A 25,028-nucleotide genomic window follows, 5' to 3' on the forward strand; every position below is an offset into this window, starting at 1 on the left:
CGGACCGGCCTGCGGGCGGGTGGGGCGCGGCGGGTCAGGAGACCGCGCTGCGCAGCCCCTGTACGTCGATCTGCTCGGTCTCGTCGTGGGCCGTCAGGTCGATCACCTGGCCCACGCCCCGGGACTCCTCACCGGCCTGCTTGAAGGAGACCTCGGCCTCGGCCTTGTGCAGGGCGAGCGCCTCCTGGCCGACCACGTCGGCGAGGTCCTCGTTCTGGACGGTCTCCAGGGCGGCGTCGGACACTCCGGCCCCGTCCGCCGTCCGCGCCGCGTCCTCGGGGTGCTTGGTGCCGAAGAAGTCGAAGTCGCCCTCGACCACCGGACGCCGCGCCGGGGCCGCCGGTACGACGGCCACCGCGGTCGGCACGGTGAAGTGCCCCTCGGTCCGCCGGGTGGACTGCGTGGGCTTCGGGGACTGGGTGGACTGCGCGGGCCGCTCGTCGGAGGAAGGGGCCGGGGAGGCGGCGGCGCTGCGCTCGTGGCCGTCGGCCGCCTCGGACTGCCCCTTTGCCCCGTCCTCCTCCTGCCCCGCCTCCGCCGCCGCGGCCCTCTCGCCACCGCCATCACCACCGCCGTCACCGTCGGAGCCGTCGGCGGCTTCGGCCCGGTCGCCACCGTCCGGACCGGAGGACGCGCCGTCGTCGAGACGGGACAGTGCGGCGTTCGCGCGCAGGAACAGCCGGGAGCCTTCGGGCGAGAAGACCGCGGGAACGGCGGCCTCTTCGACACCCCCGCTCTCCTCGGCCGACGTTTCGGTACCGGCCGCCTCCGCGACCGGTTCCTCCTGGGCCGGCGCGGTGCGGGCCGCCGGCAGCGCGGGCGTCTGCGGTGCGGCCTCTATCTCGAGCAGGCGGCGGCCCTCCAGCGCGCTGGCCCGCTCGGTCTCCGCCGTGGCGTAGCGCCGCAGCAGCGAGGCGTGCTCGTTGCGCAGCCCCGCCAGCTCGGTGCGCTTGGCCCGCAGCCGGTGCTCCAGCTTCTGCCGCAGCTCGCGCGACTCCTCCAGGTCGGACTCCAGTTCGGCGACCCGCTCCTCGAACCGCCACTCGTCACTGGCCCGCGCGCGCGTCAGGTCGGCGACCTGCCGGCCGGCCTGCGTGTCCCAGTGGCGCATGACGACCGCGCCGACCACGGCCGTCACCGCGGCGGCAGCGGCCAGTACGCGCAGGATCAGAGCGTCGCTGAACAACCAGGGCGCGAGGGCGCAGACGACCGAGACACCTGCGATCGCCGAGGGAGGAAGCAGCCTGTGCAGAGGCGGGGAATGGCGGTGACGTCCACGTGGCATGGCCAGAAACTTACCGCGCGTAGGCGAATCTTGGCGCCCCGCCCCGTAAAAACACGACCATCTCCGACGTGTTCACAGGGTGCAGGGAATCCACATCCCCGGCAGCGGCCGAATTACACCGGCATTTCAAGATCATTTATGCGTTCGGCCGCCGCTCAACCGCTCGTCCAGCCAGCGCAGCGTCGCGGGAATCTCCCGCCGCCAGGTATTGAAGTTGTGCCCGCCGCTTTCCAGGATGATCGACGAGATCCGCGTCGGCCTCTTCTCCTTCACCAGCCCGATGAACTTCAGCGTGTCCTTGTAGTTCGTCTCGCCGGTCCTGCTGCTGGTGACGAGCAGTGAAGTGTCCGGCGCGGGCTTGTTCTTGAGGTACCACCACAGGCTGGCCCGGTTCCGGCGGTCCTTGTCGCCCTGGAAGAGGTCGCCCGTGGTGGGGTCGTTCGGCGCGTCGTAGTACGGAGAGAGCCCGGCCCCGGCGGCGTACACCTCGGGGTGGTGCGCCGCGAGCTTGAGGGCGCAGTAACCGCCGGTCGAGTTGCCTACGACACCCCAGCCGCGCGGCCCCTTGTCCACCCGGTAGTGAGTGCTCACCGCTTCGGGAAGGTCCTTCACGAAGAACGACTCCGTCTGCGGGCCGCCCGGTACGTCCACGCACTCCGTGTCGCGCGGCGGTGCCACGGTGGGCCGCAGCATCACCAGGATGGTCGGCCGCATCCGGCCGGCCTTCGCCAGCTCAAGTGCCGTGCGCGGGTAATGGAGTTTGTCCACCAGCGCCTCGGCGGTGCCCGGATAACCGGTCAGGACGACGGCCGCGGGAAAGGTCCGGTGCCGGTCCTGGAAGTACTCCGGCGGCAGATACACGAACGCGGGCGACGCGATACGCGTCGTGCGCCCGACGACGCGTATCTCCTCGACCCGCCCCGAGACCTGGGGCAGCACCCCGCCCCCGTGCGTCACTCCTCGCTCGCCGACGACACGCAACGGCGCGTCGCTCGCGCCTGCGGAGTGGTCCACGACCACGCCCTGCCCGTCCTCCCGTCCGAAGAGGTCGGCCCAACTGCCGTAGAACCCGAAGGACTGATTGGCGACCAGGCCCACCGCCGCGAACAGCGCCACCTGCGTGGCCAGCAGCAGGCCCACCCTCCCCAGGACGGCCCGCACACTCCGCCCGGCCAGCCGCGGCCACAGCCACACCGTCCCGGCGAACAGCAGCACGCCCGCCACCACCGCCAGCGCCAACACCTTGTCGCTCGTCAGACCCATGCCTCGCCACCCGCCCGAACTTCCCGTGCGCCCGTCCGTACGGGCTTTCCGATCAAGGGAGTGAACCTCTCCCTCCGAGACACCGTCCTAGAGGGCGCAATGTTGCCGGATGCCCGAAACGGGCCCGGATCCACGGTCTCTCGCAGAACTAACAGGTGCGATGTCTGTCAGGACAGATGAGGAAATGTCGGGCGCGGTTCCGGCGAGGTCCACCCGCGTGCGTCACATACCGCGGGGCCCCCGCCCGGAGAACGTCCCCCTCTTCGTCGGCCGCGCCTGCGCGCTCGTCGGGCTGCTGGACATCGCCGCCGGTGTCTTCCCCCGTTTCCGGCACAGCCGTATGCACGCCCTCGCCGAAGTCCTGCCGGGCGCCTTCGGCCCCTTCGCCGCGGCCCTCTCCCTCAGTGCCGGCGTGCTGCTCCTCCTGCTCGCCCACGGTCTCAAGCGCCGCAAGCGCCGGGCCTGGCGGGCGGCCGTGGCCCTGCTCCCGCTCGGCGCGGTGGCCCAGTTCACCTACCGCCATTCCGTCCTCGGCGCGGTGATCTCGCTGGCCCTGCTGGTCCCCCTCCTGCGCCACCGCGCCGAGTTCGCCGCCCTCCCCGACCCGCGCAGCCGCTGGCGGGCCCTGGCCAACTTCGTCCTGATGGCCGCCGGTTCCCTCACCCTGGGCCTGTTCGTGGTCAACGCCCACCCGCACCGCATGCTCGGCGACCCGAGCCTGGCCGACCGCATCACCCACGTCCTGTACGGCCTGTTCGGCGTCGAGGGCCCGGTCGCCTACCGGGGCAACACCACCTGGACGGTCGCCTTCTCCCTCGGCGCCCTCGGCCTGCTGACCGCCGTCACCACCATCTACCTCGCGTTCCGCCCCGAACACCCCGCGGCTTCCCTCACCGAGGACGACGAGGTACGTCTGCGCGCCCTCCTCGCCCGGCACGGCGGCCGCGACTCCCTCGGCCACTTCGCGCTGCGCCGCGACAAGGCCGTGGTCTTCTCCCCCAGCGGCAAGGCCGCCGTCACCTACCGCGTCGTCTCCGGCGTGATGCTGGCCAGCGGCGATCCGATCGGCGACGTCGAGGCGTGGCCGGGTGCCATCGAACGCTTCATGGACGAGGCCCGCGCCCACTCCTGGACGCCCGCCGTGATGGGCTGCTCCGAGACCGGCGGCGAGGTCTGGACCCGCGAGACCGGCCTCGACGCCCTCGAACTGGGCGACGAGGCGGTGGTGGACGTGGCGGATTTCTCCCTCGCCGGCCGCGCGATGCGCAACGTGCGCCAGATGGTCAAGCGCATCGAGCGCGCCGGTTACGAGACGCGGGTGCGGCGCGTGGCTGACCTCTCCGACGCCGAGCTCGACCGCGTACGCCGCGCCGCCGACGCATGGCGCGGCACGGACACCGAGCGCGGCTTCTCCATGGCCCTGGGCCGCGTCGGCGACCCGTCCGACGGCGACTGCCTGATCGCGACGGCGCACAAGCAGGACGCCGAGCCGGGCGAGTACGGCGACCTGAAGGCGGTCCTGCACTTCGTGCCGTGGGGCACGGACGGGGCGTCCCTGGACCTCATGCGCCGCGACCGCGCGGCCGACCCCGGCATGAACGAACTCCTGATCGTGGCCGCGCTCCAGGCCGCCCCCAAGCTGGGCGTCGCGCGGGTGTCGCTGAACTTCGCGATGTTCCGCGCGGCGCTCGCGCGGGGCGAGAAGATCGGCGCGGGCCCGGTCCTGCGCGCCTGGCGCGGGCTGCTGGTCTTCCTCTCCCGCTGGTTCCAGATCGAGTCGCTGTACAAGTTCAACGCGAAGTTCCGGCCCCGGTGGGAGCCGCGCTTCGTGGTCTACCGCCGCTCCGCCGACCTGCCCCGCATCGGCTTCGCCGCGATGCAGGCGGAGGGGTTCGTGACGGTACCGCTGCCGCGTTTCCTCCGGCACCGGAGGCCGGCGCGGCGCCCCTGCGCCCACCAGGTCCCGGCGCGGGCGGCGTGAGCCGGCCGGTGTCCTGACGCTGCCCCTTGCGGCGGGGCCGGGGCCCCGGGGTGGGTCGCGTGCCCCGGCGTTTCCCGGTGGCCCGGCGCGGGGCGGGGCGATCCGCGTCCCGGCGTTGCGCGGTGGCCCGGGGTGGGTGCGGGTGCGAGGAGACGCGTGGCCCGGCGCTGCCGGGGTGCCGCTGCGCCCACCCGTGCCGCCCCAGCGGCACGACTGCCCGCAGCTAGGGCGGGAGCGCCGCGTACGGCGGGAAAGGGTCACCGGGGGGTGGCGACCCGCAGCCGCGTACGGCGGAGAGGGGACGGGGTGGGGGGTGTTCGCCCGCAGCGGTTGGCGCGTCAACGCCCCGAGCCTCTTCAAGTGACCGATTCCGCGCCGTTCCGAGGACGGACACCCCCCCCCCCCCCCCCCCCCCCCCCCCCCCCCCCCCCCCCCCCCCCCGGCCCCGCACCACCCACCGAACCCAAGGCGCAACACGCACCCCCACCGAACCCGCACAGGCGCCGCAGGCATCACAGGAACCGAACCCCGCACAGCCGCCGCAGGCACCACACCCACCCACCCCCACATGCCGCCGCAGGCGCCGCCACCCGCCCCACCGCCGGAGGCACCCGCGATGCACCACCTACGCTGAACACATGAGCAAGCAGACCGGCCGCCGCCGCCATCTCGCGGGACTGACCGCATGGGACCGCTGCGCGGTCATGGGAGTCGTCAACGTGACCCCCGACTCCTTCTCGGACGGCGGCCGCTTCTTCGACACCACCGCCGCCATCAAGCACGGCCTCGACCTGGTCGCCGAGGGCGCCGACCTGGTGGACGTCGGCGGCGAGTCCACCCGTCCCGGCGCGACCCGCGTCGACGAGGACGAGGAACTCAGGCGAGTGGTCCCCGTCGCACGCGGCCTCGCCTCCGAGGGCGTCACGGTCTCCGTCGACACCATGCGCGCCTCCGTCGCCGAGCAGGCCCTCGCCGCCGGCGCAGCCCTGGTCAACGACGTCAGCGGCGGTCTCGCCGACCCCCGCATGATCCCCGTCGTCGCCGACACCGGCGCCCCCTTCGTCGTCATGCACTGGCGCGGCCTCCTGGAGGGCGGCAACGTCAGGGGCACGTACACCGACGTCGTCACCGAGGTCGTCGACGAGCTGCACGCACGCGTGGAGGCCGTCCTAGAGGGCGGCATCGCCCCCGACCGCATCGTCGTCGACCCGGGCCTCGGCTTCTCCAAGAACGCCGAGCACGACCTCGTCCTCCTCGCCCACCTCGACCGCCTCCTCGCCCTCGGCCACCCCCTCCTCGTCGCCGCCTCCCGCAAGCGCTTCCTCGGCCGCGTCCTGGCCGGCCCGGAGGCCACCCCGCCCCCCGCGCGCGAGCGCGACGCGGCCACCGCCGCGGTCTCGGCGCTCGCGGCGCACGCCGGCGCCTGGGCCGTACGCGTCCACGAGGTCCGCGCCACCGCCGACGCCGTACGGGTCGCCCGCGCCGTCGAGGGCGCCCGGTGAACGCGCCGCACGTCGATGTCGAGCAGGTCGAGGCCGCCAACACCGCCTTCTACGAGGCACTGGAGGCAGGCGACTTCGAGAAGGTCTCCGAGTTCTGGCTCACCCCCTCCGACCTGGGAATCGACGAGTCGTACCACGACCCCGCCGACGCCGGCGTGGTCTCCTGCGTGCACCCGGGCTGGCCGGTGCTCACCGGCCGCGGCGAGGTGCTCCGCTCCTACGCCCTGATCATGGCGAACACGGACTACATCCAGTTCTTCCTCACCGACGTGCACGTCTCCGTCACCGGCGACACCGCCCTGGTCACCTGCACCGAGAACATCCTCAGCGGCGGCCCCGCCCCCGACGGCGGTGAGGAGCTCGGCCCGCTCGTCGGACAGCTGGTGGTCGCCACCAACACCTTCCGCCGCACTCCGGCCGGCTGGAAGCTCTGGTCGCACCACGCCTCCCCCGTACTGACGGAGACCGAGGACGAGGACGGCGAGGACACCCCTCCCTGACCGGACCGGAATCAGACCGGACCTGGCCGGACCCGACCTGGCCCGACCTGGCCCGACCTGGCCCGACCCGACCCGGCCTGCCCGAGAGAAGTGGTGGGAATCACGACCCCGCGCACAGACCCGGCCACCGCCCCGTGATCCGCCGGGACCGCCCGGGAAAACGCACGGTGAAGACCCGCCGACGCCCCACCCCGCCCCGCCCCCGTGTCCCGGCACTGTCGGTGCACGCGGGTAGATTCGACTGGGGCCGCCGCACCGCCCGCACGTGGTGCGACCGGCCGAGACCGACGACTGCAGGAGTGATTCGCGTGGATCGTGTCGCGCTGCGCGGCCTGAGGGCCCGCGGGCACCACGGTGTGTTCCCCAAGGAACGCGAGGACGGCCAGACCTTCCTCGTGGACATCGTCCTTGGCCTGGACACCCGCCCGGCCGCGGCCGACGACGACCTGGCGAAGACCGTGCACTACGGCATCGTGGCCGAGGAGGTCGTGGCCGTCGTCGAGGGCGAGCCGGTCAACCTCGTCGAGACGCTCGCCGAGCGCATCGCCCAGGCCTGTCTGAAGCACGAGGGGGTCGAGGAGGTCGAGGTCTGCGTCCACAAGCCGGACGCGCCGATCACCGTGCCCTTCGACGACGTGACCGTCACCATCATCCGGAGCCGTGCATGAGCGCCCCCTTCGCCAAGGGTCCGAGCGACCCGACCGTCCAGCCCGTGCCCGCCTCCGTCATCGAGCAGGTCGACGCCGCGGACACCACCCTGTCCAACCCGAAGCGCGCGGTGATCGCCCTGGGCGCCAACCTGGGCAACCGCCTGGAGACCCTCCAGGGCGCCATCGACGCCCTGGAGGACACCCCCGGTGTGCGCGTGAAGGGGGTCTCCCCCGTCTACGAGACGGAGCCGTGGGGCGTCGCGCCCGACAGCCAGCCCTCGTACTTCAACGCGGTCGTGATCGTGAAGACGACGCTGCCCCCGTCCTCGCTCCTGGAGCGGGCGCACGCCGTCGAGGAGGCGTTCCACCGGGTCCGCGACGAGCGCTGGGGCCCGCGCACCCTGGACGTCGACATCGTCGCGTACGCCGAGGTCGTCTCGGACGACCCGCAGCTCACCCTCCCCCACCCGCGCGCCCACGAACGCGCCTTCGTGCTGGCCCCCTGGCTGGACGTCGATCCCGAGGCGGCGCTGCCCGGGCAGGGCAGGGTCGCCGACCTCCTGGCCGCCGTCACCCGTGACGGCGTAGCGCCCCGCGCCGACCTGGAACTCCGGCTGCCCGAGTAATCGTTAAGGTCGACGAGGACGACGAGGTCACGACGACCCGCGCCGGGGAGCGAAGGGACACCGGAACACCGTGAAAGAGTTGCGCATCAGGGTGCTGGCCGCCGTGTTCGTCGTCGCGGGGGTGCTGTCCTGGGCCGGCGCCCGCCTGTGGAACTCGGTGGGGACCCTCCCGAGCGTCCCCCTGGCCGCCCCCGTCGTCCTCGCCCTGATCGCGGTGATCCTCCTGGCCACGGCCCTGTCGATCCGCGCCCGGCTCAAGGCCCAGCGGGAGCGGGTCCCCGGCGCCAAGGGCGTCGACCCGATGATGGCGGCCCGCGCCGTCGTCTTCGGCCAGGCCAGTGCCCTGGTGGCCGCCCTCGTCGCCGGCATGTACGGCGGCACGGGCGCGTTCCTGCTGGAGTACCTCGACATCCCGGCCCGCCGCGACCAGGCCATCTACGCGGGCGCCTCGGTCGTGGCAGGCATCGGCGTGATAGCGGCCGCCCTCTTCATGGAGCGAGTCTGCCGACTCCCCGAGGACGAGGACGACGACCACCCCGGCGCGGCATCGGCGGCGTGACCGGCGCCCCACAACGCACCCGCACTCAACCGGCCCCAGCCACACTCAACCGGTCTCAGCCGCACCTGGCCCCGCACACAGCCCCACTCAGCGCCATTCAGCGCCAGTCAGCCCCACTGAGCCCCACTCAGCGGGCCATGATCAAGCTCATCGCCTCGTTCCGCGTGGCGACATCCCGCAGCTGTCCGCGCACGGCGGAGGTGAGGGTCTTGGCGCCGGGCTTGCGGATGCCCCGCATGGACATGCACATGTGCTCGCACTCGACGACGACGATCACCCCGCGCGGCTCCAGGATCTCCATCAGGGAGTCCGCGATCTGCGTCGTGAGACGTTCCTGCACCTGCGGGCGGCGCGCGTAGACGTCCACGAGCCGGGCCAGCTTGGACAGTCCGGTGATCTTCCCGTTGACGGACGGGATGTAGCCGACGTGCGCCACCCCGCGGAACGGCACCAGATGATGTTCACAGGTCGAGAAGACCTCGATGTCCTTCACGAGGACCATTTCGTCGTGGCCCAGGTCGAACGTCGTCGTCAGCACGTCCTCAGGCTGCTGCCACAGACCGGCGAATATCTCCCGGTACGCCCGCGCCACGCGCGCCGGAGTCTCCTTGAGGCCCTCGCGGTCCGGGTCCTCGCCGACCGCGATGAGCAGCTCCCGCACGGCGTTCTCGGCCCGCTTCTCGTCGAACTCGCCGATCTGGCCCTCGCCGTCCAGCGTCACGGGGTCGGTCATCTGATGCCTCGTTCCTGATCCGTCCTGCGGTCGGCATAACGGAAATGCCGCACCCCCCAAGGCTAGAACCTGGGGGGTGCGGCATACATTCCGGGCCTGGTGGGGGCGCCGGCGGCGTCCCCACGAGCCGGACCGGGGATCAGCTCTCCGGGCGGTCCTCCGGTGCACGTTCCGGTGCCGGGGCGGGCTCCGCCGTGGTGGTCTTGGCGGTGGAGATCGCCGCCGTGGCGCCGTTGGCCCCGTTCGTCAGGGCGAGCTCCTTGGGGGAGAGCACCGGCGGACGGGTCGACGGCGTACGACGGGAGGAGCCGGTCCAGGCGGGCCGGGACGGGCGCTTGACGATCTGGGCGAAGACCTCGGCGATCTCCTCCTTGCCCAGCGTCTCCTTCTCCAGCAGCGCGAGGACGAGGTTGTCGAGGACGTCGCGGTTCTCGACCAGGATCTCCCAGGCCTCGTTGTGCGCCGTCTCGATGAGCTTCTTGACCTCCTCGTCGACCAGCGCGGCGACCTCTTCCGAGTAGTCGCGCTGGTGCGCCATCTCACGCCCGAGGAACGGCTCGCTGTTGTCCCCGCCGAACTTGATCGCACCGAGACGCTCGGTCATGCCGTACTGCGTGACCATGGCGCGAGCCAGACCGGTGGCCTTCTCGATGTCGTTGGCCGCGCCCGTCGTCGGGTCGTGGAAGACGAGCTCCTCGGCCGCGCGGCCGCCCAGCATGTAGGCGAGCTGGTCGAGCATCTCGTTGCGCGTGGTCGAGTACTTGTCCTCGTCCGGGAGCACCATCGTGTAGCCGAGGGCACGGCCGCGGGAGAGGATCGTGATCTTGTGGACCGGGTCGGAGTTCGGTGAGGCCGCCGCGACCAGGGCGTGACCGCCCTCGTGGTACGCGGTGATCTTCTTCTCCTTGTCCGACATGATCCGGGTCCGCTTCTGCGGGCCCGCGACCACACGGTCGATCGCCTCGTCCAGCATGTGGTTGTCGATCAGCTTCTGGTCGCTGCGGGCCGTCAGCAGCGCGGCCTCGTTCAGCACGTTGGCCAGATCGGCACCGGTCATGCCGGGGGTGCGGCGGGCGACGGCCGACAGGTCGACGTCGGGCGCGACCGGCTTGCCCTTCTGGTGGACCTTGAGGATCTCCAGTCGGCCCTGCATGTCCGGGCGGTCGACGGCGATCTGCCGGTCGAAGCGGCCGGGGCGCAGCAGCGCCGGGTCGAGGATGTCGGGCCGGTTCGTCGCGGCGATGAGGATCACGCCGCCCTTGACGTCGAAGCCGTCCATCTCGACGAGCAGCTGGTTCAGCGTCTGCTCGCGCTCGTCGTGACCGCCGCCGAGGCCGGCGCCGCGGTGGCGGCCGACCGCGTCGATCTCGTCGACGAAGACGATGGCCGGGGCGTTCGCCTTGGCCTGCTCGAACAGGTCGCGCACCCGGGAGGCACCGACACCGACGAACATCTCGACGAAGTCGGAACCGGAGATCGAGTAGAACGGCACGCCCGCCTCGCCCGCGACGGCACGCGCGAGCAGGGTCTTGCCGGTGCCGGGCGGGCCGTACAGCAGCACGCCCTTGGGGATCTTGGCGCCGACGGCCTGGAACTTGGCCGGCTCCTGGAGGAACTCCTTGATCTCGTGGAGCTCCTCGACGGCCTCGTCGCTGCCGGCGACGTCGGAGAACGTCGTCTTGGGGGTGTCCTTGGTGATGAGCTTGGCCTTGGACTTGCCGAAGTTCATGACCCGGGAGCCGCCGCCCTGCATCTGATTCATCAGGAACAGGAACACGACGACGATCAGGACGAAGGGGAGCAGGGAGAGCAGGATCCCGACGAACGGGTTCTGCTTCGACGGCGACACCGTGTAGCCGTCGGGGATCTGCTTGTCCTGGTACTTGTTCTGAAGTGTGTTGGCGAGGGTCACGCCCTGGTCGCCGATGTAGCTCGCCTGGATCTTCGAGCTGTCTTCGACCTTCTGGCCGTCCTTGAGCTGGACCTTGATGGTCTGCTCGTCACCGGTGGTCAGCTTGGCCGACTCGACCTTGTTGTCGTTGATCGCCTGGACGACCTGGCCCGTGTCCACCGTCTTGTAGCCACCGGACGAGCCCACGACCTGCATCAACACGACCACGGCAAGGACGGCCAGCACGATCCACATGATTGGCCCACGGAAGTATCGCTTCACGTCCATCCACACGGAGCGGTGTCGCCCCGTCCCTCCTGCCATAGTGAGTTTGATAAGACAGTTCTTCTGACGGTACCCCAGCGTGGCGGCCGTCAGCCGCACGGGCGGGCCGACGTCCCGTCTGCATGCTCCAACGGCGCGGGGGCCTCAGGGGTTCCCGGTGGCCCGCCGCAACGCGGTGGAACGCGCCACGGTTCGTGTCAGCCGCCGTACACGTGGGGCGCGAGCGTACCGACGAACGGGAGGTTGCGGTACTTCTCGGCGTAGTCGAGGCCGTAGCCGACGACGAACTCGTTGGGGATGTCGAAGCCGACCCACTCCACGTCGATGGCGACCTTCGCGGCGTCGGGCTTGCGCAGCAGCGTGCACACCTTGAGGGAGGCGGGCTCGCGCGAGCCGAGGTTGGAGATCAGCCAGGACAGGGTCAGGCCGGAGTCGATGATGTCCTCGACGATCAGGACGTGCTTGCCCTTGATGTCGGTGTCGAGGTCCTTGAGGATCCGCACCACCCCGGAGGACTGGGTGCCGGCGCCGTACGAGGACACCGCCATCCAGTCCATCGTGGCGGGGGTGGACAGCGTGCGCGCCAGGTCGGCCATGACCATCACGGCGCCCTTGAGGACGCCGACGAGGAGCAGGTCCTTGCCCGCGTACTCCGCGTCGATCTTCGCGGCCAGCTCGGCCAGCTTCGCGTCGATCTCTTCCTTGGTGATGAGCACCTTCTCGAGGTCGGCACCCATGTCGTTCGCGTCCACCCGCATCACTTTCGGTCGTCCCACCGGCCACTCCGGACCGTCCCGGTGATCCGTGCGGATCGGTGGGAGGGTCCGGATTCAGCCTTGCCGAATCACCAGTCTGCCACCCTGCCGCCGGGCGACGACTTTGCCCGGGAGGTTGATGGCCCCCTGACCGCGCCAGCCGGTGATCAGCCGGTCGACTTCCTCGATGTGGCGGGCGAACAGGGCACCGCCCGGCGCACCCGCGTCGAGGGCGGCGCGGCGCAGGATCCGGCGGCGCACGGCGGGCGGCAGCGCGTACAGCTTGGCGCACTCCAGGACACCGGTGGCGTCGCGGACGCCGGCCTCGGCCTGGCGGGCCCAGGTGTCCAGGGCGTCGGCGTCGTCCCGGGAGAGTTGCGCCGTACGGGCGAGGGCTTCGACGACGCCCTTGCCGAGGGCCTTCTCCAGGGCGGGCAGGCCCTCGTGCCGCAGCCGGGAGCGGGTGTAGGCGGGGTCGGCGTTGTGCGGGTCGTCCCAGACGGGCAGGGACTGGGCCATGCAGGCCTTGCGGGCGGTCTGGCGGTCGACCTGGAGGAAGGGGCGCCGGTAACGGCCGCCGGCCCCCGAGACCGCGGCCATGCCCGACAGGGAGCGGATGCCGGAGCCGCGGGCGAGGCCCAGCAGGACGGTCTCGGCCTGGTCGTCGCGGGTGTGACCGAGCAGGACCGCGGCGGCGCCGTGCCGGGCGGCGGCGGCGTCCAGCGCGGCGTAGCGTGCGTCGCGGGCGGCGGCTTCCGGGCCTCCCTCGCGGCCGACGGTCACGGCGGTGGCCTCCACGGGGTCGAGGCCCAGTTCGCGCAGGCGCAGGACGACCTCCTCGGCGCGCAGGTCGGAACCGTGCTGCAGGCCGTGGTCGACGGTGATGCCGCCGGCGCGGATGCCGAGCCGGGGGGCCTCGAAGGCGAGAGCGGAGGCGAGCGCCATGGAGTCGGCGCCGCCGGAGCACGCCACGAGGACGAGCGGGGAGTCGGGGAGTCCGGACGCGCCCTCGGGCGTGCGTCCGGCGGCCGTCGTGGCGGGGACGCCGGCCGGAGTGTTCAGTTCGGTGAGGATGTCGTGGAGGACGCGGCGGACCGCCAGGCGTATCGCCGCGACCGCAGGATGGGGACCCATGTCCGGTGCCCTTCATGAAGTTGTCGGGGGTGAGCCCGAGGTTCGGTCACGCAGAGTGTGTAGATGGTGACAGAAACGGGCCGCTCCCCGAGCATCGCACGCCTGCCGGGGGCTCACGGTCCCTCGGACGGGTGATTGAAGGGTCGTTCGTCTGCCGTCGGCCGGAATCGTTCACGCCCCTCCCGTGCGGCTCACGCCTCCGGCTTGCGGTGCACCCGCGCGATCCAGTCCGCCGGTTTGGCGATCTCCGACTTGGTGGGGAGCGTGTTGGGCGAGGTCCAGACGCGGTTGAAGCCGTCCATGCCGCACTCGTCGACGACGGCCCGCACGAAGCGTTCGCCGTCGCGGTACTGGCGGAGCTTGGCGTCGAGGCCGAGCAGCCTGCGCAGGGCCAGGTCGAGGCGGGAGGCGCCCTTGGCGCGACGCTGCTGGAACTTCTCGCGGATCTCGCCGACGGTCGGCACGACCGCCGGTCCGACGCCGTCCATCACGAAGTCGGCGTGCCCCTCCAGGAGGGACATGACGGCGGTGAGGCGGCTGAGGACCTCCCGCTGGGCGGGGGTCTGCACCAGCTCCACGAGCGAGCGGCCGCCGTCGTCCTCCTCCCCCTCCGGACGGCCCCCGGCCAGCGTCTGGGCCGCCTCGCGGATCCGTTCGAGGACGGTCATGGGGTCCACGTCGGTCTCGGCCAGGAACGACTGGATTTCGCCCTGCAGGTGGTCGCGCAGCCAGGGCACGGCGGTGAACTGCGTGCGGTGCGTCTCCTCGTGCAGGGTCACCCACAGGCGGAAGTCATGGGGTTCGACGTCGAGTTCGCGCTCCACGTGCACGATGTTCGGGGCGACGAGGAGCAGCCGGCCGCCGCCGTTCGCGCCTGCGGGCAGCTCGCGGGTGGCGGGGGCGAAGGTCTCGTACTGGCCGAGGACGCGGGAGGACAGGAACGACAGCAGCATGCCCAGCTCCACGCCGGTGACCTTGCCGCCGACGGCGCCGAGGACCGCGTTGCCCGTGCCGCCGCCGCGCCGCTCCTGCATCTTCTCCAGCAGGGGCTTGAGCAGCTCACGGAACCCGGCGACGTTCGCCCGGACCCAGCCGGGCCGGTCGACCACCAGGAGGGGGGTGTCGTGCGTCTCCTCGGTGCCCATCCGGGTGAAGCCGCGGACGTGCTCCTCCGAGGACTTGGCATGGCGGCGGAGCTCCCCGACGACCGCCCTGGCCTCGTCGCGGCTCACCTCGGGGCCCGGTCGTACGAGCCGGGTCGCGGTCGCCACCGCGAGGTTCCAGTCGACCATGCCGGAATTTGCGCCGATGCTCGTCATGCGTCAACGGTACGGGAGCGCTGCCGCTGGGGGGCAGTTGTGCGGGGGTACCAGGTCGGCAGGGGCGGGGTCCGTTGCCCGGCACCCGGCGTTGCGGCGCCGCTATCGCCCGTCCGCGCCGCCCGGGGGTACCGCCCGGGCCGTTCCGGCACCGGGGAGGCACGACCGCCCGCGGCTACGGGGTCCCGGAGGCCAGCGCCGTCGCCGCCCGGTCCAGGGTCGACTGCGCCGCCCACGGGTCCGTCGTGGCGTTGGCCAGGAAGGCGAAGGCCAGGAGGCGGCCGTCGGGGGTGGCCACCGTGCCGGCGAGGGTGTTCACGCCGGTCAGGGTGCCGGTCTTGGCCCGGACGAGCCCCGCTGCGCCGTCCGAGTAGCGGCCGGCCAGGGTGCCGGTGAAGTGGGCGACGGGCAGACCGGTGAGCACCGGGCGGAGCTGGGGGCGGCCCGGGTCGGCCGCCTCGGTCAGCAGGCCGGTGAGCAGGTCGGCGGTGAGCAGGTCGGTGCGGTCCAGGCCGCTGCCGTCGTGGAACCGCGCACCGCGCACCGGCAGGCCGAGCTGCTTCAGGCGGGCCGTGACGGCGGCGCCCGCACCCTCGAAGTCGGCGCTCTTGCCGGTCGCCACGGCGGTGTGGCGGGCCAGGGCCTCGGCGAGGTCGTTGTCGCTGTTGGTCAGCATCCGCTCGACCAGGGCCGACAGCGGGGGCGAGGAGACGGTGGCGAGGGTGTCGGCGCGGCCGGTGGCCTTGGAGGGGCCGGGGGGCGAGGCGGTGACGCCGTGCTCCTTCAGGAAACCGGCGAAGGCGCGGGCGGCGTCGGCGGCCGGGTCGGGCACCCGGGGGGCGGGGCCGCTGGTGGAGTCGTCGGTGCGGCCCTCGTCGGCCATCAGCGCGGTGACGCGGGCGAGGTTCTCGTTGACCCCGATCGGGTGCGTCTCCGTCCCGGCGTACAGCGTCGTGTCGTACGACAGCGTCACCTTGCGCAGGTCGCGCTTCTTGAGGGCGGCGGCGGTCTTCTCGGCGAGGGTGCGCAGGCTCGCCGGGCCCCTGGGGCCCTTGCGTGCGGTGAGGGTGGGATCGCCGCCGCCCACCAGGACGACCTCGCCGGTGTCGGCCTCCAGGGCCGTGCGGGTGGTGAGGCGGTGGTCGGGGCCCATGGCGGTGAGGGCGGCGACCGCCGTGGCGATCTTGGTGGTGGAGGCGGGGGTGAGGGGGAGGCCGGTGTCCAGGCCGTACAGGCGCCTGCCGGTGGTGAGGTCGACGACGGTGGCCGCGCGGCGCTCGCCGAGCGCGAGGTCGTCCTTCAGCAGCGGGCCGAGGATCTCCGCGACGTCCTCCTGGCCCGGGCCCGCCTTGACGCCGCCGGGGGCGGTGGTGCCGCCCAGCCCGATCAGGACGGCGCCGGCGCTGGGCGCCGGCCGGGGCGAGCCGGACGCCGTACCGGAGGCCCCGGATCCGCGGCCGTGATCTGTGCCACCCGTGTGCTCCAGGGCGACTGCGCGGTCCCGCTCGGCCGTACGCTGACCCGTGGAGTCCCAGGGGCCGGCGGCGGTCACCACACCGGCGGCGAGTGCCAGTCCGGCGGTGGCGGCACCGGCGGTGTACTGCCAGGTCTTCGGCCTCGTGATCCGGGTGGGTCGCGGCGCCGCGGCCCGCACGGACCGCGCGACCCGCGGTGCGGCGGCCCGGGCGAAGCGGGCCAGACGGGGACGTACGGCACCCGCGGCGCGCGCCACGCGCGGTCGCACGGTCCGCCAAGGCCTCAGCTCCGGCACTGTCACCAGCCCCTTTCGCGATCACACACCTGCGTGAGGGACACTTAACCACCAGAACTATGTGCTGATCATGGAGGAGCGTCCGGTGGAGTTCGACGTCACGATCGAGATCCCGAAGGGTTCGCGGAACAAGTACGAGGTGGACCACGAGACCGGTCGTATCCGCCTGGACCGCCGCCTGTTCACCTCGACCGCCTACCCGACCGACTACGGCTTCGTCGAGAACACCCTCGGCGAGGACGGCGACCCGCTGGACGCGCTGGTCATCCTGGACGAGCCGACCTTCCCGGGCTGCCTCATCCGCTGCCGCGCGATCGGCATGTTCCGGATGACGGACGAGGCCGGCGGCGACGACAAGCTGCTGTGCGTGCCGTCGACCGACCCGCGTGTGGAGCACCTGCGTGACATCCACCACGTGTCGGAGTTCGACCGCCTGGAGATCCAGCACTTCTTCGAGGTCTACAAGGACCTGGAGCCCGGCAAGTCCGTCGAGGGCGCCGACTGGGTGGGCCGCACCGAGGCCGAGGCCGAGATCGAGCGGTCGTACAAGCGTTTCAAGGACCAGGGCGGCCACTGACCAGGCACCCTTCCCGCAACGGGCCGCACGCACCCGCGTGCGGCCCGTTCGCGTTTGAGTGGCCATACTGAGGTCAGCAGGAGGGTGTGGTCGTACCAGGGAGCGTTGCGCAGGTGACGGAGGCGGAGGACCCCAAGCCGCAGTCGGACGAGGCCCGCAGTGCCTTCCGGCAGCCCGGCGGGACCGTGGCGTCCATCGACGGCGAGTCGTCGACGACGTCCGAGTTCGAGATCCCGCAAGGGCTCGCCGTCCCGCGACACGCCGGTGGCGAGTCCGAGACGACCTCGGAGTTCGCGCTCCCCGACGGTCTGGAGGCGCCGCAGGCCACGCCCGCGGACGCCGAGGGTTCGGCGTTCAGCATGCCGAGCACGCACAGCGCGTGGACCGCTCCGGCCGCCTTCACCCCGGCGAGCGGCTTCCCCGCGGTGAGCCTCACCGACGTGCCGTGGCAGGACCGGATGCGCGCCATGCTGCGCATGCCGGTGGCGGAGCGGCCCGCGCCCGAGCCGTCGCAGCGGCACGACGACGAGACCGGCCCCGCCGTGCCGCGCGTGCTGGACCTGACGCTGCGTATCGGGGAGCTGCTGCTGGCGGGCGGTGAGGGCGCCGAGGACGTGGAGGCGGCCATGTTCGCCGTCTGCCGGTCCTACGGCCTGGACCGCTGCGAGCCGAACGTCACCTTCACCCTGCTGTCGATCTCCCACCAGCCGTCCCTGGTCGAGGACCCGGTGACGGCGTCGCGGACGGTACGCCGCCGCGGCACCGACTACACCCGGCTCGCGGCCGTCTTCCACCTGGTGGACGACCTCAGCGACCCGGACACGAGCATCTCCCTGGAGGAGGCCTACCGGCGCCTCGCGGAGATCCGCCGAAACAGGCACCCGTACCCCACCTGGGTGCTCACCATGGCGAGCGGTCTGCTCGCGGGCGGGGCCTCGCTGCTCGTCGGTGGTGGGCTCACCGTCTTCTTCGCGGCGATGTTCGGCTCGATGCTCGGCGACCGGCTGGCGTGGCTGTGCGCCGGGCGCGGGCTGCCGGAGTTCTACCAGTTCGCGGTCGCGGCGATGCCGCCCGCCGCGATGGGCGTCGTGCTGACCGTGACCCACGTCGACGTGAAGGCGTCCGCGGTCATCACCGGTGGGCTGTTCGCGCTGCTGCCCGGGCGGGCGCTGGTCGCGGGGGTGCAGGACGGCCTGACCGGCTTCTACATCACCGCCGCCGCACGTCTGCTGGAGGTCATGTACTTCTTCGTCAGCATCGTCGCCGGGGTGCTGGTGGTGCTGTACTTCGGGGTCCAGCTGGGCGCCGAGCTCAACCCGGACGCCAAGCTGGGCACCGGTGACGACCCGTTCGTGCAGATCTTCGCCTCGATGCTGCTGTCGCTGGCCTTCGCCATCCTGCTCCAGCAGGAGCGGGCCACCGTGCTGGCGGTCACCCTGAACGGTGGCGTCGCCTGGTGCGTGTACGGCGCCATGCACTACGCCGGCGACATCTCACCGGTGGCCTCCACGGCCGCCGCGGCGGGGCTGGTGGGCCTGTTCGGGCAGCTGATGTCCCGGTACCGGTTCGCGTCGGCGCTGCCGTACACCACTGCTGCGATCGGGCCGCTGCTGCCCGGTTCGGCGACGTACTTCGGTCTGCTGGGCATTGCGCAGGGCAAGGTCGACGCGGGGCTGCTGTCGCTGTCCAACGCGGTGGCGCTGGCGATGGCCATCGCGATCGGGGTGAACCTGGGCGGGGAGATCTCCCGGCTGTTCCTGAAGGTGCCCGGCGCCGCGAGTGCGGCGGGACGCCGGGCGGCCAAGCGGACCCGGGGCTTCTAGCGCCCCTGGTTGTACGGGTACTGGTCGCCGTACTGCTGGTGCTGGTCGCCGTACTGCTGGTGCTGGTCGCCGTATCCCTGCGGGTACTGCGGGGCGTACGGCTGCTGCGGGGGCTGCTGGGCGTACGGCTGCTGCGGGGGCTGCCGGTACTGCTGCGGCTGCTGGTACTGCTGGGGCTGCTGCGGCTGGTCGTAGGGGTCCACCCGGCGCAGCTGCGTCGTGGCGTCGTCCATGACCGGGTACGCGGGCTGGTGCTGCTGCGGTGCCTGAGGGGCCGGCCCGGCCGCCGCGGCGCGCTGCTTCTTCTTGCGCTCGCGCAGGTACTCGACGGCGATCGGGACGACCGAGACGAGGACGATCAGGACGAGGATCGCCTCGACGTTGGTCCGGATGACCTCGATCTGGCCGAGCCAGTAGCCCGCGAGGGTGACACCGGTGCCCCAGGCGACGCCGCCGATGAGGTTGTACGTGAGGAAGGTGCGGTACTTCATGCGCCCGGCGCCCGCCACGATGGGGGCGAAGGTGCGCACGATGGGCACGAAGCGGGCCAGGACGATCGCCTTGGGGCCGTACTTCTCCATGAACTCGTGCGCTTTCTCCAGGTTCTCCTGTTTGAAGAGCTTGGAGTTGGGGCGGCTGAAGAGTTTCGGGCCGAAGAACTTGCCGATCATGTAACCGACTTGGTCGCCGAGGACGGCGGCGGCCACGATCAGGGCGCACACCAGCCACAGCGGCTGGCTGATGTACTGGCCCTGGGCGACGAACAGGCCCGCGGTGAACAGCAGCGAGTCACCGGGCAGGAACGCGAAGAGTCCCGACTCGGCGAAGACGATGAGCAGGATGCCGGGCAGGCTGAACGTCTCGATCAGATAGTCCGGACTGATCCACTCGGGACCGAGCGCAAGGGTGGTCACGGGTTGTGGCTCCTGCTGCTGGGGGGAGGCGGGCTGGACCTGGCTGCCCAAACGTACAACGCGGCCGCGGTGCCCCGGGTTCCACGGGGCGTCCTGGGGTGCGCCGACACGTTCCCGGGGGAAACCTGAGAACCATGGGTATTGAAGAATACGGCGGCGGCCAGGACCCGCAGCCCGACGTGCTCGTGGTGACCACGAACGACCTGCCGGGCCACCGGGTGCAGGAGGTGCTCGGTGAGGTCTTCGGGCTGACCGTGCGTTCCCGGCACCTGGGGAGCCAGATCGGCGCCGGGCTGAAGTCGCTGGTCGGCGGTGAGCTGCGCGGCCTCACCAAGACGCTGGTCGAGACCCGCAACCAGGCGATGGAGCGGCTCGTCGAGCAGGCCCGCGCGCGGGGCGCCAACGCGGTGCTGTCCTTCCGCTTCGACGTGACGGAGGCGGCGGACGTGGGCACGGAGGTGTGCGCGTACGGGACGGCGGTGGTCGTGGCCCGGGAGTGAGACCCGTGCCACGACCACCGTTCAGGAGGTGTGCCGGACGGCGTTGGCGAGGATCGCGTCGCGCATGTAGGCGGCGAGGCCCGGCTTGGCGGCGTCGATGTTTCGCGTGAAACGTTCGTCCGAGACGTACATCTCCCCCAGGCAGGTGTGCATCTCGTACCCGCAGTCGTAGTGGTTGCGGGCGATGCCCCGCCGGTGGTCCTCGGCGGCGTCCATGGCCCCCTCGGAGTCCGCGGGCTCACCGGCGTCCATCAGGGCGACGAAGCGCCGGGTGAGCGCGTCGGCCTCGTCCTGGACGCGCTGCCAGTCCTCCTTGGTGTACGAGGCGGTCTTCTCCTTCGACTGGCGGTAGGCGTCGGTGTTCCCCCAGCGTTCCCGGACCTCCTCCTCGTACTGGTCGGGGTCGAAGTCGCCGAAGACCTCGAACTTCTCCTCGGGCGTGAGGTTGATGCCCATGCTGTGTGCCTCCATGGCGTGCTCCACGGCCGCCGCCATCCTCTCCAGCTTCTCGATCCGGGCGGTCAGCAGGTCGTGCTGGCGGCGCAGGTGCGCGCGCGGGTCCGCGGCCGGGTCGTCGAGCAGGGCGGCGACCTCGTCGAGCGGGAAGCCCAGCTCCCGGTAGAACAGGATCTGCTGCAGCCGGTCGAGGTCGGCGTCGCTGTAGCGCCGGTGGCCCGCGTGGCTGCGCTCGCCGGGTACGAGCAGGCCGATGTCGTCGTAGTGGTGCAGCGTGCGCACCGTCACTCCGGCGAAGCCGGCCACCTGTCCCACGGAGTAGCTCACTCCCGCTCCTTTCCCTGACGCCCTTCACGGTGCCGCCTCACGTGACGTCAGGTGCAAGCCCCTTCCGCCCACGCCGCGGCTGTCCGGTTCGTCCCCGGGTGCGGGCTGTGGGGCGCCCGCCTACCGTCGGTCGTATGCCACTGCATCACGGGCCCCACCCGCCGCAGGACGACGACCGGGACCGGCGCCGGCTCGCCGTGAACCCGTTCCACGCCGCTGCGGACCCCCTCGGCGGCATGACCGAGGCCCCGCCCACGCACCGCATCCCCGACACTCCCCTGCCGCCCGAGACGGCGTACCGCCTCGTCCACGACGAGCTGATGCTGGACGGCAACGCGCGGCTGAACCTGGCCACCTTCGTCACCACCTGGATGGAGCCGCAGGCCGGGGTGCTGATGAGCGAGTGCCGGGACAAGAACATGATCGACAAGGACGAGTACCCGCGCACCGCCGAGCTGGAGCGGCGCTGCGTGGCGATGCTCGCCGGCCTGTGGCACGCGCCCGACCCGGAGGCGGTCGTGGGCTGCTCGACGACCGGGTCGAGCGAGGCGTGCATGCTGGCCGGGATGGCGCTGAAGCGGCGCTGGGCGACGCGCAACGGCGACCGGTACCCGGCGAAGGACGTGCGGCCCAATCTCGTGATGGGCGTGAACGTCCAGGTCTGCTGGGAGAAGTTCTGCACCTTCTGGGAGGTGGAGGCCCGGCAGGTCCCGATGGAGGGCGACCGCTTCCACCTGGACCCGCAGGCCGCCGCCGAGCTGTGCGACGAGAACACCATCGGGGTCGTCGGCATCCTGGGTTCCACCTTCGACGGTTCCTACGAGCCGGTCGCCGACCTGTGCGCGGCGCTGGACGCCCTCCAGGAGCGGACCGGCCTCGACATCCCGGTGCACGTCGACGGGGCCTCCGGCGCCATGGTCGCGCCGTTCCTCGACGAGGACCTCGTCTGGGACTTCCGGCTGCCGAGGGTCGCCTCGATCAACACCTCGGGGCACAAGTACGGGCTGGTCTACCCCGGGGTCGGCTGGGCGCTGTGGCGGGACGCGCAGGCCCTTCCCGAGGAGCTGGTGTTCCGGGTCAACTACCTGGGCGGCGACATGCCCACGTTCGCGCTGAACTTCTCCCGGCCCGGGGCGCAGGTGGTCGCGCAGTACTACACGTTCCTGCGGCTGGGTCGCGAGGGCTACCGGGCCGTGCAGCAGAACGCGCGGGACATCGCGGGCTCCCTCGCGCGGCGGGTGGCGGCGCTGGACGACTTCCGGCTGCTGACGCACGGCGAGGAGCTGCCGGTGTTCGCCTTCACGACGGCCGACGACGTGACGGCGTACGACGTCTTCGACGTGTCCCGGCGGCTGCGGGAGGAGGGCTGGCTGGTGCCGGCGTACACCTTCCCGCCGCACCGCGAGGACCTGTCGGTGCTGCGGGTGGTGTGCCGCAACGGCTTCTCGGCGGACATGGCGGACCTGCTCGTCGAGGACCTGGAGCGACTGCTGCCCGAGCTGCGGCGGCAGCCGCACCCGCTGACCCGGGACAAGGGCGCGGCCACCGGGTTCCATCACTAGGCACCGGCAGGCGTCGTACGGCACCGGCAGGCGTCGTACGGCTCCTGCCGCCGGTCCCGGTGTCCGGCCGGCAACCGGGTACGTCGCCCGGAGCCGGCCCGGTCCGGTCCCGGCGGCATCCCCCTGACTCCGCGCCCCGGCCCGGCGCGTCAGCGGCTGAGCCGGCCGAACCTCGCCACCGCCAGCGGGAAGAACACCGCGAGCAGCGCCAGCGGCCAGGCGAGGGCCGCCCAGACGTGGCCGGACTCGCCGCCGGGGCTGCCGAAGAGGTCGCGGACGGCCGTGGCGGTCTGGGACATCGGGTTCCACTGGACGACCGTGCCGAGCCAGCCCGGCATGGAGCCGGGGGTGGCGAAGGCGTTGGAGAGGAAGCCGACCGGCCAGACCAGGATCTGCACCGCCTGCACCAGCTCGGGCTTCCCCGCCACCAGGGCCAGGAAGATGCCGATCCAGAGCATCGCGAAACGGAACAGGAGGAGCAGGCCGATCGCGCCCAGGAAGGCGCCGGGGCCGCCGTGGGCCCGCCAGCCGAGGGCGTACCCGACGCCGGTGAGCACGATGAGACCGAGCGCCGACTGGAGCATGTCGGCGGCGGAGCGGCCCACCAGAACCGCGCCGTTCGTCATCGGCAGCGAGCGGAAGCGGTCGACGACGCCCTTGTTGAGGTCCTGGGTGACGGCGATCATGGTGCCCTCCAGTCCGAAGGCCATGGTGAGCGCCAGCATGCCGGGGACCAGGTAGTCGACGTAGTCCCCGCTCACGCCCCGGCCGCCGCCGACCAGGTAGCCGAACATCAGCAGCAGCATCACCGGGAAGGCCAGGCTGACGACGACCGTCACGGGCTGCCGTCCCCAGCGGGCCAGCTCGCGGCGGGTCATGGTCCAGGAGTCGGACAGGGCGTGGGCCACGGGGGTGGCGCCGGGGATCATGGTGCCGGTACTCACACGGCCTCCTTCGTGCGGTCGGTGAGGTGCAGGAACACCTCGTCCAGGGTGGGGCGGCGCAGTGCCACGTCCTCGGCCTCGATGCCGGCCTCCTCCAGCGCGCGCAGGACGCCGGAGAGGGCCGCCATCCGGTCGGTGACCGGGGCGCTGAGCAGCCGGCGGTCGGTGTCGACGCGGACGCCGGTCAGCGGCAGCAGGGCGACCGCGGCGCCCAGCTGACCGGCGTCGCGCAGGACGACGTCGACGCGGTCGCCGCCCGTGGCCGTCTTGAGCTCGTCCGCCGTCCCGTCGGCGACGACCCGGCCCGCGTCGACGACCGAGATGCGGTCGGCGAGCTGGTCGGCCTCCTCCAGGTACTGGGTGGTGAGCAGGACCGTCGTACCGGCGCCGGCCAGCGAGCGGACGGAGTCCCACACCTCGGCCCGGCCGCGCGGGTCGAGGCCGGTGGTGGGTTCGTCCAGGAAGAGGACCTCCGGTTCGGTGATGAGCGAGGCGGCCAGGTCCAGGCGGCGCCGCATGCCTCCGCTGTAGGCGCCGACCGGCTTGCGTCCGGTGTCGGCGAGGTCGAAGCGGGCGAGCAGTTCGTCGGCACGCGCGCGTGCCCGCCGGGCGCCCAGATGGTGGAGGCGGCCGAACATCTCCAGGTTCTGCCGCCCGCCCAGTTCCTCGTCGAGCGCCGCGTGCTGGCCGAGCAGGCCGATGCGCAGCCGTACCGCGTACGCCTCGGCGACGACGTCGTGCCCCGCCACCTCGACGCGGCCCGCGTCGGGCCGCAGCAGGGTCGAGAGGATCCGGACCAGGGTGGTCTTGCCCGCTCCGTTCGGGCCCAGCACGCCGTGCACCGTGCCCCGTGCGACGGTCAGGTCCAGTCCGTCCAGCGCGTTCTTGCTGCCGTATCTCTTGCGTGCACCTTCGACGGTGATCGCCGCGTCGGCCACTGCCACTCCCCCTCGCTCCTGCTAGCCAAATTTGACTACTCGCACGAAGGTAATGCCCCGTTCGCGATTGGTCAAACTTGATTAGTAGGCGTCTCCGTCATGCGGGCGTCCCGCCGCGAAGGGGTTCTCCTCGCCCTCGGCGAGCACGCCGACGAACGGCTCGCCCTCACCGGCGAAGGTGTACGCGCCGCCCCGGACGCGCTCGATGAGGCCGCGGGTCCACTCGGCGCCCGAGTCGGCCGAGTGGACCCAGTAGTTCATGACCTCGCCGATGTGTCCGTACTGGCCGGGCCCCTCGGCCGGCATGTAGTACTCGGTGACGGCGGCCCGCCATTCCTCGATCTTCCGCACCCGCTCCTCCAGGAGCGCCAGGGCCTCCTCGCGCGGCAGGTCGACCATGAAGCCGAGCGCCGCGGTGAGCACGTCGGGCCGCTGGTCGTAGGCGGTGAGGTAGGAGCGGAGCAGGGTGAGGTACTCCTCGGTGCCCTGCTCGGTGATCTCGTACTCCACGCGCGGCGGCCCGCCCGCCGTGGACGGCGCGATCTCGTGCGCGAGGAGCAGGCCCTGCTTCGCCATCTGCTTCAGCGCGTGGTAGATCGACCCGGGCTTGGCGTTGGACCACTCGTGCGCGCCCCAGTACTCCAGGTCGTTGCGCACCTGGTAACCGTGGGCCCGCCCGTGCTGGCGGACCGCGCCGAGCACGAGAAGACGGATCGCTGACATGGGTCCAGAC

The 25,028-nt window shown here is 72.1% G+C and carries 23 protein-coding genes; 10 read left to right on the top strand and 13 right to left on the bottom strand.

From position 1 onward, the window contains the following. Positions 1-34 precede the first annotated feature (34 nt). Both ACIBCJ_RS09450 and ACIBCJ_RS09455 read right to left on the bottom strand, forming a co-directional pair. Entirely contained in the window at positions 35-1,285 is a 1,251-nt protein-coding gene (locus ACIBCJ_RS09450) for a hypothetical protein (RefSeq protein WP_362509842.1), read from the bottom strand. A gap of 132 nt (positions 1,286-1,417) precedes the next feature. After that, on the bottom strand, positions 1,418-2,548 hold the full coding sequence (locus ACIBCJ_RS09455) for an alpha/beta hydrolase-fold protein (protein WP_365979293.1): 1,131 nt from the start codon (positions 2,546-2,548) through the stop codon (positions 1,418-1,420). Between the two features lie 184 nt (positions 2,549-2,732). Here ACIBCJ_RS09455 and ACIBCJ_RS09460 point away from each other — a divergent pair, with 184 nt between their 5' ends. The 6 genes from ACIBCJ_RS09460 to ACIBCJ_RS09485 all read left to right on the top strand — a co-directional run bounded on the left by ACIBCJ_RS09460 (position 2,733) and on the right by ACIBCJ_RS09485 (position 8,366). Further along, positions 2,733-4,529: a phosphatidylglycerol lysyltransferase domain-containing protein gene (locus ACIBCJ_RS09460; RefSeq protein ID WP_365979294.1), complete on the top strand. Its 1,797-nt coding sequence runs from the start codon at positions 2,733-2,735 to the stop codon at positions 4,527-4,529. 638 nt (positions 4,530-5,167) lie between these two features. Next, the gene (gene folP, locus ACIBCJ_RS09465; protein WP_365979295.1) at positions 5,168-6,031 is read left to right on the top strand and encodes a dihydropteroate synthase; all 864 of its coding nucleotides are present in this window, start codon (positions 5,168-5,170) and stop codon (positions 6,029-6,031) included. After that, positions 6,028-6,531: a nuclear transport factor 2 family protein gene (locus ACIBCJ_RS09470; RefSeq protein WP_362103921.1), complete on the top strand. Its 504-nt coding sequence runs from the start codon at positions 6,028-6,030 to the stop codon at positions 6,529-6,531. Before folP ends, ACIBCJ_RS09470 begins: the two co-directional genes overlap by 4 nt. A gap of 308 nt (positions 6,532-6,839) precedes the next feature. After that, complete coding sequence (gene folB / locus ACIBCJ_RS09475) at positions 6,840-7,199, top strand: dihydroneopterin aldolase (RefSeq protein WP_362509851.1); 360 nt, start codon at positions 6,840-6,842, stop codon at positions 7,197-7,199. Continuing rightward, entirely contained in the window at positions 7,196-7,807 is a 612-nt protein-coding gene (gene folK, locus ACIBCJ_RS09480) for a 2-amino-4-hydroxy-6-hydroxymethyldihydropteridine diphosphokinase (RefSeq protein ID WP_365979296.1), read from the top strand. Before folB ends, folK begins: the two co-directional genes overlap by 4 nt. A gap of 70 nt (positions 7,808-7,877) precedes the next feature. Next, positions 7,878-8,366 (top strand): DUF3180 domain-containing protein, encoded by a 489-nt coding sequence (locus ACIBCJ_RS09485; protein WP_365979297.1) that lies wholly within the window; start codon positions 7,878-7,880, stop codon positions 8,364-8,366. A gap of 127 nt (positions 8,367-8,493) precedes the next feature. On the opposite strand, the gene folE is transcribed toward ACIBCJ_RS09485, so the two are convergent. The 6 genes from folE to dacB form a co-directional block, all read right to left on the bottom strand. Continuing rightward, positions 8,494-9,099 (bottom strand): GTP cyclohydrolase I FolE, encoded by a 606-nt coding sequence (folE, locus tag ACIBCJ_RS09490; protein ID WP_362103929.1) that lies wholly within the window; start codon positions 9,097-9,099, stop codon positions 8,494-8,496. A 139-nt stretch (positions 9,100-9,238) separates the two neighbouring features. Then, positions 9,239-11,278, bottom strand: a complete 2,040-nt coding sequence (gene ftsH, locus ACIBCJ_RS09495; RefSeq protein WP_362103931.1) for an ATP-dependent zinc metalloprotease FtsH — start codon at positions 11,276-11,278, stop codon at positions 9,239-9,241. A 194-nt stretch (positions 11,279-11,472) separates the two neighbouring features. Then, complete coding sequence (hpt, locus tag ACIBCJ_RS09500) at positions 11,473-12,012, bottom strand: hypoxanthine phosphoribosyltransferase (protein ID WP_243860136.1); 540 nt, start codon at positions 12,010-12,012, stop codon at positions 11,473-11,475. Between the two features lie 93 nt (positions 12,013-12,105). Further along, complete coding sequence (tilS, locus tag ACIBCJ_RS09505; protein ID WP_362103933.1) at positions 12,106-13,164, bottom strand: tRNA lysidine(34) synthetase TilS; 1,059 nt, start codon at positions 13,162-13,164, stop codon at positions 12,106-12,108. Between the two features lie 191 nt (positions 13,165-13,355). Then, positions 13,356-14,483, bottom strand: a complete 1,128-nt coding sequence (locus ACIBCJ_RS09510) for a zinc-dependent metalloprotease (protein ID WP_365979298.1) — start codon at positions 14,481-14,483, stop codon at positions 13,356-13,358. A 175-nt stretch (positions 14,484-14,658) separates the two neighbouring features. Next, complete coding sequence (gene dacB, locus ACIBCJ_RS09515) at positions 14,659-16,215, bottom strand: D-alanyl-D-alanine carboxypeptidase/D-alanyl-D-alanine-endopeptidase (RefSeq protein ID WP_365979299.1); 1,557 nt, start codon at positions 16,213-16,215, stop codon at positions 14,659-14,661. Positions 16,216-16,339: 124 nt separating this feature from the next. Between dacB and ACIBCJ_RS09520 the strand changes: the two genes are divergently transcribed. Together ACIBCJ_RS09520 and ACIBCJ_RS09525 are read left to right on the top strand one after the other, a co-directional pair. Beyond that, positions 16,340-16,831, top strand: coding sequence for an inorganic diphosphatase (locus tag ACIBCJ_RS09520; RefSeq protein ID WP_003975424.1), 492 nt, complete (start codon positions 16,340-16,342; stop codon positions 16,829-16,831). A 113-nt stretch (positions 16,832-16,944) separates the two neighbouring features. Then, positions 16,945-18,654, top strand: a complete 1,710-nt coding sequence (locus tag ACIBCJ_RS09525; protein ID WP_362103940.1) for a threonine/serine exporter family protein — start codon at positions 16,945-16,947, stop codon at positions 18,652-18,654. On the opposite strand, the gene ACIBCJ_RS09530 is transcribed toward ACIBCJ_RS09525, so the two are convergent. Beyond that, positions 18,651-19,568, bottom strand: coding sequence for a VTT domain-containing protein (locus ACIBCJ_RS09530; protein WP_365979300.1), 918 nt, complete (start codon positions 19,566-19,568; stop codon positions 18,651-18,653). The two genes, ACIBCJ_RS09525 and ACIBCJ_RS09530, sit on opposite strands and share 4 nt — an antisense overlap. 134 nt (positions 19,569-19,702) lie before the next feature. Between ACIBCJ_RS09530 and ACIBCJ_RS09535 the strand changes: the two genes are divergently transcribed. Then, the gene (locus ACIBCJ_RS09535) at positions 19,703-20,068 is read left to right on the top strand and encodes a YbjQ family protein (protein ID WP_133888580.1); all 366 of its coding nucleotides are present in this window, start codon (positions 19,703-19,705) and stop codon (positions 20,066-20,068) included. Positions 20,069-20,089: 21 nt separating this feature from the next. Here the strand turns inward: ACIBCJ_RS09535 and ACIBCJ_RS09540 are convergent, their stop codons facing one another. Beyond that, complete coding sequence (locus tag ACIBCJ_RS09540; protein WP_365979301.1) at positions 20,090-20,851, bottom strand: MerR family transcriptional regulator; 762 nt, start codon at positions 20,849-20,851, stop codon at positions 20,090-20,092. A gap of 134 nt (positions 20,852-20,985) precedes the next feature. On the opposite strand from ACIBCJ_RS09540, the gene ACIBCJ_RS09545 reads away from it, so the two are divergent. Continuing rightward, positions 20,986-22,413 (top strand): glutamate decarboxylase, encoded by a 1,428-nt coding sequence (locus ACIBCJ_RS09545; RefSeq protein WP_362511802.1) that lies wholly within the window; start codon positions 20,986-20,988, stop codon positions 22,411-22,413. A 149-nt stretch (positions 22,414-22,562) separates the two neighbouring features. Here ACIBCJ_RS09545 and ACIBCJ_RS09550 read toward each other — a convergent pair whose 3' ends face one another. From ACIBCJ_RS09550 to ACIBCJ_RS09560, 3 genes are all read right to left on the bottom strand, one after another. Beyond that, positions 22,563-23,342 carry an ABC transporter permease gene (locus ACIBCJ_RS09550; protein ID WP_365979635.1) on the bottom strand — a complete coding sequence of 260 codons (780 nt, stop codon included), beginning with the start codon at positions 23,340-23,342 and terminating at the stop codon, positions 22,563-22,565. A gap of 11 nt (positions 23,343-23,353) precedes the next feature. Further along, positions 23,354-24,295, bottom strand: a complete 942-nt coding sequence (locus ACIBCJ_RS09555; protein WP_365979636.1) for an ATP-binding cassette domain-containing protein — start codon at positions 24,293-24,295, stop codon at positions 23,354-23,356. 81 nt (positions 24,296-24,376) lie between these two features. Further along, a complete protein-coding gene (locus tag ACIBCJ_RS09560; RefSeq protein ID WP_362103949.1) occupies positions 24,377-25,018 on the bottom strand; it encodes a PadR family transcriptional regulator in 642 nt (213 codons plus the stop codon). Between the last annotated feature and the right edge of the window lie 10 nt (positions 25,019-25,028).

Source organism: Streptomyces sp. NPDC051136 (assembly GCF_044455745.1).
Lineage (GTDB): Bacteria > Actinomycetota > Actinomycetes > Streptomycetales > Streptomycetaceae > Streptomyces.